The organism is Knoellia remsis, assembly GCF_003002895.1.
Taxonomy (GTDB): Bacteria; Actinomycetota; Actinomycetes; order Actinomycetales; family Dermatophilaceae; genus Knoellia; species Knoellia remsis.
The window spans coordinates 1-8,068 of the sequence record NZ_PVTI01000053.1 but is presented as its reverse complement, the minus strand read 5'-3'; the positions used below and the strand labels follow the sequence as shown (position 1 = coordinate 8,068).

Here is an 8,068-nt window from a genome sequence, read left to right as displayed (position 1 = left end):
ACACCTCGCCGCCGACCCCCTCACCGAACCCGCACGCGAGATCCTCGAGGCGATCAGCCCCTCACCGGCGACACACTAAATTGGCACGACTCGGGCGGAATGCGGGTGGTGAATTTGACCAGCTTCTCCTGAATCTGCTTGCGCTTGGACTTGTACTCCTTCTCTTCCGCCGTGAGCTCCTTCTTCTCCGCCGGAGTGATGTCTTCGCCTTTCTCCTTCTTCGCCTTCTTCACGGCGTCGCTCTTGTTCACGACGGTCTCGAAGATGTCGTTGCCGAGCGCGCGGAAGCCTTCGATGTTCATGACGGCGTTGAGGGCGTCCGGGGTGTTCATGATCTTGCGCAGGGTGTCGTTGTCGACGTTGACGAGGATCGCGGACTCCCACTTGCGTGCCAGGAGGGTCGCGGAGGTGCCCGACATGGCGATGTCGAGGATGCCGCCAGCATCGACCTGAAACATGTTCGACCCGTCGTACGCCAACACGGGTAGGAACTTCACGAGCTCCTCGACCGCTTGCTCGGGGTTCGGCGTCTCCGGCGAGAGACCGGCCCCGTAGTCGGCGATCTGACGGAGCGCACGAGTAGGGGCGAAGTCGAACACGAAGCACACCGGCTTGAGAACGGCTTCGGCGTTTGGGGGCTCTTCACAATCCAGGGTGTAGTTGGGGTCTGAATCCGCCGGCTTCGAGGAGTGCTCGGGCGATGTAGTGACTGAGGTTCCGGAAGCCGAGGGCCAGTCCGGGCAGATGCTCCAGTCGTCCATTCACGGCTTCGGTGGGTCCATTGCTGGTGCGGGGCCGGTCGAAGTGTCGCGTTCCAAACTTCATGGCAGACCGGTTATGAGGGCATAATCGGCGTGACCTTGAGTGGAACTCGAGGATCGCTGAGGCGAGCTCGGTGCGTATGTGGTCGGCGATGGACCATCCCACGATGCGACGGGTGCGGGCGCGCCATGCCATGCCTCCAGAGCCTCACAAGGCCGGCCTTGCGCAGTCCGAGTTGAGTTTCTCCTCGGATCAGACGCGCCGCGCGCGAGGGTCTTGTGCAGAGCTGCCTCCTTCGCTAGTGTCCCTACCTAACGATCGTTAGGTAGGGACACCATGTCGAAGGAACGCATCCTTCAGGAGGCCCGGGTCCTCTTCTCGAAGAAGGGGTACTCACAGACGTCCTTGCGCGAAATCGCTGAGCGGGTCGGCGTGAAGACTCCGAGTCTGTACGCGCACTTCGCCAGCAAGGAGGCGCTCTATCACGCCGTCTACACGGAGGTGAACCGGGAGCTGACCGGGTTCTTCCGAGAGCTTGTCCTTGGATCCGCGACGCTCGCCCCGATCGAGCGCATCAGGGTCCTGCTCCAGGGTGTCGAGGAGTTCTACCGCGACCGCCCGCAGCTGGCGGAGTTCAGTCTCCGCGCCGCGGTCGAGGAAAGCCACTCCAGCGGGCTGAGGCAGGTACACCTCGATGACGAGGCCGTGGTCACCACAGCATTGCGTGAAGCCTACGTCGACGCTATCGGTGCGGGTGGGGTGGCCGGCGGGGTGGAGCAGGCCGACGCCTTCGTCGCCACGGCAATCGCACTGATGGACGGCCTGTTCCTGGAGCTGCACCACTACTCCCCTGAGCTCTACCAGCAGCGGTCCCAGCTCGTCTGGGCCTATCTCCACAACCACCTCTCCCACAACCTGAACGGAGCGTGACGCATGGCCGGTGTTGACTACGAGCACGGGGTGGTCCCCCAGGACCAACGTCGTGGCTGGATGTCGATCGCGGCAGTCTGGATCGCCATCGGCATCGACCTGTCCGGTGCCTTCCTCGGTGCGGCGCTGGGTGCCGGCCTCAGTTTCTCCTCGGCCCTGGCGGCAACCATGCTCGGGTCGTTGCTCCTCGGGGTCCTGGCCATGTTCTGCGCCCGGGTCGGTGCAGCGACCGGGTTGTCTACCGCGATGATTTCCCGCGCCGTGTTCGGGCGGGCGGGCGGCATCGTCCTCACGCTGATGATGACGCTGAGCCTGACCGGCTGGTTCGCCGTCCAGGCGGGCTTCTTCGGGACCAACCTGCAGATCGCCACGCGTGAGCTGGTCGGGGTCGACCTTCCCACCGCGGTCTTCGTCGCCGGGGGTGGGATCCTCATGATGCTGACGGCGATCTGGGGGTACCGGTCGATCTCGAGCCTCAGCAACGTCGCGGTCCCGCTGCTCCTCATCCTGCTCGCGGTCGGCGTGGTCCGGTCGTTGGGTGACGGTCGGTCCGCCAACCTGTCCGATCCGGTGGATGCCACGTTCACCTTCGGCGGAGCGGTGTCGCTGGTCATGGGGATCTTCGTGCTCGGCGCCGTGAGCTCTCCCGATATGGCCCGCTGGGCGCGTACTCCCAGGGCCGCCATGGCGGCAGCCTTCGTCGGCTTCTTCTTCGGCAACTCGATCATCATCGTCGTCGCCCTGGTGATGACCCGTGCCCTGAAGCAGGAGGAGATCATGCAGATGTTCTTCACCGTGGGCATGGGCCTGTCGGCGGTGGTGGTCCTGGTCCTGGCGCAGTGGACGACGAACTCGACGAACGTCTACTCGGCCGCCCTGAGCTTCTCGTCCATCAGCAACCGCATCGACCGGAGGATCACCACGGTGGTGCTCGGCGTGACCGGCATCGTCATCGCCGCGCTCGGGACCGACTGGTTCGTCTCCTTCATCTCGGCGATGGGCACGATGATCGCCCCGTTCGGCGGCGTCTACCTGGCTACCTACCTGGTCGAGCGGGGATCGACGCGGTTCGCGGTCGAGGCTGAGCACCCGACGTTGCACGTGCTACCCATGCTCGCCTGGGCGGTCGGCATCCTGGTCTCGCTCGCGACCACCAAGCCGAGCGATGGCCTGGGACTGGGTTTGTTCACGCTCACCACCATCCCGGCGCTGGACGGGCTGCTCGTCGCCTTCGCTGTCCAGACCCTGCTCACCATGGCGGTCCGCCGCGGTACGGAGGTGGCCGCATGAAGTCGTACCCCAGCCTGACCCGGATCACGGAAGCTGATATCGACGAGATCGCGTTGGGTGCCGCTGTCCTCGGGACAGGCGGAGGGGGGGACCCCCACATCGGCGCGCTGATGGCCAAGCGGCTCATCCGGCTGCACGGGCCGGTGCGGGTGATCGGCGTCAACGACCTGGCCGACGACGACATCGTCCCCCCGGTCGGCGCCATCGGCTCGCCCTCCGTGGTCATCGAGCGCCCCATGGCCGACGACGAGCTGACGCGGGCGCTGGCCGTGCTCGAGGAGCACACCGGGCGCCGTCCGACCGTCGTGATGCCGATCGAGGTCGGCGGCGGAAACTCGATGGTGCCGATCGCGGCAGCTGCGGTCAGCGGCCTGCCGATCCTCGACGGCGACGCCATGGGACGCGCGTTCCCCGAGAACCAGATGGTCACCTTCCATCTCGCCGGTTACGAGCCCGGCCCGGTGGTCATGGTCGACCACCTGGGCAACGACGTCGTCATCCACGCCATCGGCGGGGCACGGTCCGAACGGATCGCCCGCGCGGTCACCGTGGAGATGGGTGGATCGGCCACGGCGATCGACTACGTCCACATGGGCGCGGTCGTGCGGGAGTGCGCCATCCCCGGGACCCTGTCCCTGGCTCGACACATCGGGCGGATCCTGCTCGACCGTGACGCAGATCCGTCGCACTGTACGCCGGTCGACCGGCTCTGCGAGGCGCTCGGAGCGTTCCGCCTGTTCGACGGCAAAGTCGCGGACCTGCAGCGCGAGGTGCGAGGAGGATTTACCCGGGGCGTGGCCCACCTGGCCGGCCTCGGCGCCGACAAGGGGGGGACCCTCCGCCTGGACTTCCAGAACGAGATGCTCCTGGCGCGCGTGGACGATCGGCCCGTCGCCGTCACGCCCGACCTCATTGCTGTACTCGACCTCGTCACCGGCCGGCCCATCACCACCGAGACCCTGCGCTACGGGGCTCGAGTCACCGTGATCGGACTGCCGGCCCACTCCTGGTGGCGCACCGAGCGGGGACTGGAGACCGCTGGCCCCGCCTACTTCGGATACGACGTCCCCTGGACCCCGGTCGAAGAGCTCGCCCGACAGGCCCGCCCCGCATCGCAAGAGGAGAACGCGTGAACCAGACCTACCGTCTCGGCATCGACGTCGGCGGCACCAACACCGACGCAGCACTCCTGGACGTAGATGGCCAGGTCGTGAAGGCCGTGAAGGTGCCCACCACGGAACCCACAGCAGATGGCGTCATCAACGCCATCGATCGCGTCGTGAGCCTGGCGGGCATCGATCCAGGCACCATCCGCTACGCCATGCTCGGCACCACTCACTGCACCAACGCCATCGTCGAACGGCGGGGTCTCAGCCCGGTCGGTGTGCTCCGTCTGGCGGCTCCTTCCACGACGTCCGTGCCGCCCCTGGAGGGCTGGCCAGAAGATCTGCGAGCGGTGATCGGGAAGCACGCGTATGTGGTTGGCGGCGGGTACGAGGTCGACGGCAGGCTCCTATCCCCGCTAGACGAGGACGCCGTCCGAAGTGCGTGCCGGGCCATGAAGGGCGAGGTCGAAGCGGTCGCTGTCGTGGGGGTCTACTCCTCCCTGCGGGAGGATCAGGAGCAGCGCGCCGCCGAGATCGTGATCGAGGAGCTGGGCGTACCGGTCTCTCTCTCGGCGCGGATCGGCGCCCTCGGTCTGCTCGAGCGAGAGAATGCCACGGTGCTCAACGCCGCGCTCATGAAGACGCTGCGCAGCATGGCCGAAGGCTTCCTCCGTGCCTTGGAGGCGCGCGGGATCACGGCCAAGCCGTATTTCGGCCAGAACGACGGCACCTTGATGCAACTGTCCTATGCTCTCGAGTTCCCCGTGCTCACGATCGGGTGCGGACCGACCAACTCGATCCGCGGCGCGGCGCACCTGTCGGGACTACGGGACGCACTCGTCGTCGACATCGGGGGAACCACGACCGACGTCGGTGTCCTGGTCGACGGCTTCCCCCGGCAGTCCGCGACGGCATCGGTGATCGGCGGGATCCGCACGAACTTCCGCATGCCGGACATCCTGTCCGTGGGGCTGGGCGGAGGAACGCGGGTGCGGGACCGTGAGGGTGAGGTCGTCCTGGGCCCAGACAGCGTGGGATACCGCCTCACAAGCGAGGCACTGGTGTTCGGCGGCTCCGTGCTCACCGCGACCGACGTCGCTCTGCTCATGGGAGGGGCGACCATCGACGGGGTGGCCCCGCCCGAGACGGACCGGGTTGTCGGAGCGCGGGCCTGGGAAGCCATCCGAGAGTTGCTGGAGGAGACCATCGACCGGATGAAGCCCTCGGCCGCGCCCGTCCCCGTCATCCTGGTCGGGGGAGGAAGCATCGTTGCCCCGGAGGAGCTGGCCGGTGTGAGCGAGTTGATCCGCCCTGAGCACTTCGGTGCCGCCAACGCCGTCGGGGCGGCCCTCGGAGACGTCGCCGGCCAATCGGAGAAGGTTGCGACCGGAGTAGATCGGCGGGCCGCGCGAGAAGAGGTCGCCGCGGACGCGGTGCATCGGGCCTGCCTGGCCGGAGCGGATCCGAGCACCGTCGAGGTGACCTCGATTGAAGAACTGCCGATGGCCTATAGCGATGCCCACTCCGTGCAGATCCGCGCCACCGCAGTCGGCCGCCTGGCCTAAAGCGGGCTGCTCGGCCCGCAGGCGCCAACGTGACTCCTGTCCGAAGCAGGGCGCTGGCGCGTCGGTGCGGGGGTAGGTGTCGAGGTCTTCCGGGGAAGGTGGTCTTACCGTCCGGGAGCCCGTGGGCTACGGTCGCGGCGCGCAGCCTCCCGGCGCTCCGGTCGCGTCTTCTCGGTGGTGGTGCCGACGATGCCGGAATGACGGCTCACCTGCTTCTGGGGTGGGGGGCTGATGACCACGAGCCGGTAGCGCAGGTCCTGAGCGGGTTGGCGACCGAGGGGGTCTTCGGTGACGGTCGCGCGGGCCAGGGCGGGGACGTCGTGGCCTTCGTCGTGGAGGTGCTGCATGACGTTGGCCAGGGCGGGCCAGTCCGGCTCCTGGGGTAGTCGCGGGTCGAGGGTCTCTGCGAGCTTGGCCCACCGCTGCTGGGGCGTCTGCTCCTGGGCTTGGGCGTGTTCCCATCATGGCCATTCACACGCAGGAATCGCTGTCAGGCTTCATCGCGTCGGAGCCGTTGCTCACCGAGACGGCCAAGGGAGACGCCAGGTTCTTCGCCCGTATCGGCAAGGAGCATTTCCGCCGCGAGGACGACGGCTCTTTCACGCAGACCGAGACGACCTACCACCACTTGGTGATGTTCGGGCGTTCCGCTGAGCATGCGCACGCGAACTTCGCGCAGGGCGACAACTTCGTCGCCGAGGGCTACACGCGGCCGGTCAGCTACGAGCGCAACGGTCAGGCGATCGAGGGCGAGGAGTTCGTTGCCAAGAAGATCGGCCATGACGCCGCGCGAACCCGCTACGAGGTGGACCGCACGCCGCGCAATGGAGTCGGCCGGGACGCAGCGGCGTACGAGCCGACGCAGCGAGCAGCGACCGCGGCGCACGCCCCGGTCTCCATGTGAGTTCGGGAGCGACAGCACCATGAACGATCAGCATGAGATGGATGAGCCGGACGTCTTCGACGGGCCGCCCCGTGTCACCAACGCGGACATGCCCGAGCCGCCTCACCCCGTGAACTGGAACCTGCTGACGGCGCACGAGCTGGAGCAGGAATGGCTCGCGCTGAACCGGTGGGTTGATTGGCTGCGTCGCACCTACGGCCTCACCGTCGCGGTGGTGCCGCCGTTCTGGCATCACCACCCGGAGATGGTTTGGGAGCTGTCGGCGCTGCACCTGCATTGGCTCGGTGCCTACGACCCCGAGCAGAACGCCTCCGCGCCGCTCGGCTGGCACCGCGACTTCGCCGACGCACGAGAGCGCCTTCGCTACTGGGTCACCGCCTGCGGTACTCGTGGAGACCGAGACCGCCCGACCCGGCAAGCTGCTTGGCCTGGTGAGGACCCGGCGCCGACGATCCAGGACTTCACCTTCACCGACCGCGACACCGAATTCGCCGAGTTCGTCATCGCGCAAGTCCGCAAGCGCCAGGAGGCCGAAGACGAGTTCTACGCCAGCCTGGACGACGACGAAGCGCCGTAGACCGATGAGCCGCTACGCCAAGAAGACCGACCGTCGCCCCTACGAGGAGCGGTCGTTTTCCGTCCGGGCCGTCCACCGCGAGCGCGCCGACCTCCACAAACTCGCCGAGGTTCTCATCCGGCTGACGTTGCAGGAGACCGGCGAGAGCCGCGCGGCCCGTGAAGCCGTGCGGGTGCCCGACACCTACCAGGCGGCTCCCGATGGCCTGGCCGCCTCTGAAGCCGCCCGGTAGAATGAAACCTGCAAGCCTCGCGATGCGGGGTGTTGTGGCCTAAACCCCGCCGTTCGGCGGGCAACACGCACCGAGACCATCGGGTCTCGCCCTACAGCCTTCATCGGCTGCTCTCACGATCAACACCCCTCCCACCAACAGTGGGAGCGCGAGGGTCGAACCGCGTGAGAGTGAGCCCCCGATGACCACCATTGCCGATGATCCGGCTACCAGCCTCATCGACCCGCCCAACACTGCGGCTGCCGCCGTGTCGTACCTGCGGGTCTCGACCCGCGAGCAGGCAGAGAAGGGCGGGACCGACGAGGGCTTCTCGATCCCCGCCCAGCGCGAAGCGACCCGGCGTAAGGCCGAACAGCTCGGCGCCGGCATCGTCGAGGAGTTCGTCGACGCGGGAGCCTCAGCCAAGTCGTCCGACCGGCCCGAACTGATGCGGATGATCCAGTACGTCAAGACCAACAAGGTCGCGTACTGCATCGTTCACAAGGTCGACCGGCTCGCCAGGAACCGCGCCGACGACGTGAGCATCCACCTCGCACTCCAACAGTGCGGGGTCATGCTCGTGTCCGCGTCCGAGAACATCGACGAGACCCCCTCGGGGATGCTCCTGCACGGCATCATGTCCACCATCGCCGAGTTCTACTCCCGCAACCTCGCCACCGAGGTCGCCAAGGGCATGACCCAAAAGGCCATCGGCGGCGGCAC

10 protein-coding genes and 1 pseudogene are annotated in these 8,068 nt (G+C 67.2%); 8 read left to right on the top strand and 3 right to left on the bottom strand.

All coding sequences use genetic code 11. From position 1 onward, the window contains the following. Positions 1-53: 53 nt before the first annotated feature. Both BCF74_RS16900 and BCF74_RS16895 read right to left on the bottom strand, forming a co-directional pair. Positions 54-599: a hypothetical protein gene (locus BCF74_RS16900; RefSeq protein WP_245889431.1), complete on the bottom strand. Its 546-nt coding sequence runs from the start codon at positions 597-599 to the stop codon at positions 54-56. Positions 600-642: 43 nt separating this feature from the next. Continuing rightward, positions 643-804 (bottom strand): annotated as a pseudogene (locus BCF74_RS16895) (transposase); the annotation flags it as partial. Positions 805-1,098: 294 nt separating this feature from the next. Between BCF74_RS16895 and BCF74_RS17600 the strand changes: the two are divergent. From BCF74_RS17600 to BCF74_RS16875, 4 genes are read left to right on the top strand one after another with little or no spacing between them, the layout of a single operon-like run. After that, on the top strand, positions 1,099-1,692 hold the full coding sequence (locus BCF74_RS17600; RefSeq protein ID WP_218279305.1) for a TetR/AcrR family transcriptional regulator: 594 nt from the start codon (positions 1,099-1,101) through the stop codon (positions 1,690-1,692). Positions 1,693-1,695: 3 nt separating this feature from the next. Further along, positions 1,696-2,982 carry a cytosine permease gene (locus BCF74_RS16885; RefSeq protein ID WP_106299089.1) on the top strand — a complete coding sequence of 429 codons (1,287 nt, stop codon included), beginning with the start codon at positions 1,696-1,698 and terminating at the stop codon, positions 2,980-2,982. Next, a complete protein-coding gene (locus BCF74_RS16880) occupies positions 2,979-4,115 on the top strand; it encodes an S-methyl thiohydantoin desulfurase family protein (RefSeq protein WP_106299088.1) in 1,137 nt (378 codons plus the stop codon). The genes BCF74_RS16885 and BCF74_RS16880 overlap by 4 nt, the downstream gene beginning before the upstream one ends. Further along, complete coding sequence (locus tag BCF74_RS16875) at positions 4,112-5,653, top strand: hydantoinase/oxoprolinase N-terminal domain-containing protein (RefSeq protein WP_106299087.1); 1,542 nt, start codon at positions 4,112-4,114, stop codon at positions 5,651-5,653. Before BCF74_RS16880 ends, BCF74_RS16875 begins: the two co-directional genes overlap by 4 nt. 104 nt (positions 5,654-5,757) lie before the next feature. Here BCF74_RS16875 and BCF74_RS17190 read toward each other — a convergent pair whose 3' ends face one another. Further along, positions 5,758-6,000: a hypothetical protein gene (locus tag BCF74_RS17190; protein WP_146133033.1), complete on the bottom strand. Its 243-nt coding sequence runs from the start codon at positions 5,998-6,000 to the stop codon at positions 5,758-5,760. A gap of 116 nt (positions 6,001-6,116) precedes the next feature. On the opposite strand from BCF74_RS17190, the gene BCF74_RS16865 reads away from it, so the two are divergent. The 4 genes from BCF74_RS16865 to BCF74_RS16850 all read left to right on the top strand — a co-directional run. Then, on the top strand, positions 6,117-6,557 hold the full coding sequence (locus BCF74_RS16865; RefSeq protein ID WP_044636310.1) for a single-stranded DNA-binding protein: 441 nt from the start codon (positions 6,117-6,119) through the stop codon (positions 6,555-6,557). A 37-nt stretch (positions 6,558-6,594) separates the two neighbouring features. Then, complete coding sequence (locus tag BCF74_RS16860) at positions 6,595-7,134, top strand: hypothetical protein (RefSeq protein ID WP_106299085.1); 540 nt, start codon at positions 6,595-6,597, stop codon at positions 7,132-7,134. Positions 7,135-7,138: 4 nt separating this feature from the next. Then, positions 7,139-7,366, top strand: a complete 228-nt coding sequence (locus BCF74_RS16855; protein WP_028707603.1) for a hypothetical protein — start codon at positions 7,139-7,141, stop codon at positions 7,364-7,366. Positions 7,367-7,547: 181 nt separating this feature from the next. Further along, on the top strand, positions 7,548-8,068 hold a 521-nt coding region (locus BCF74_RS16850), incomplete at its 3' end, for a recombinase family protein (protein WP_146133032.1).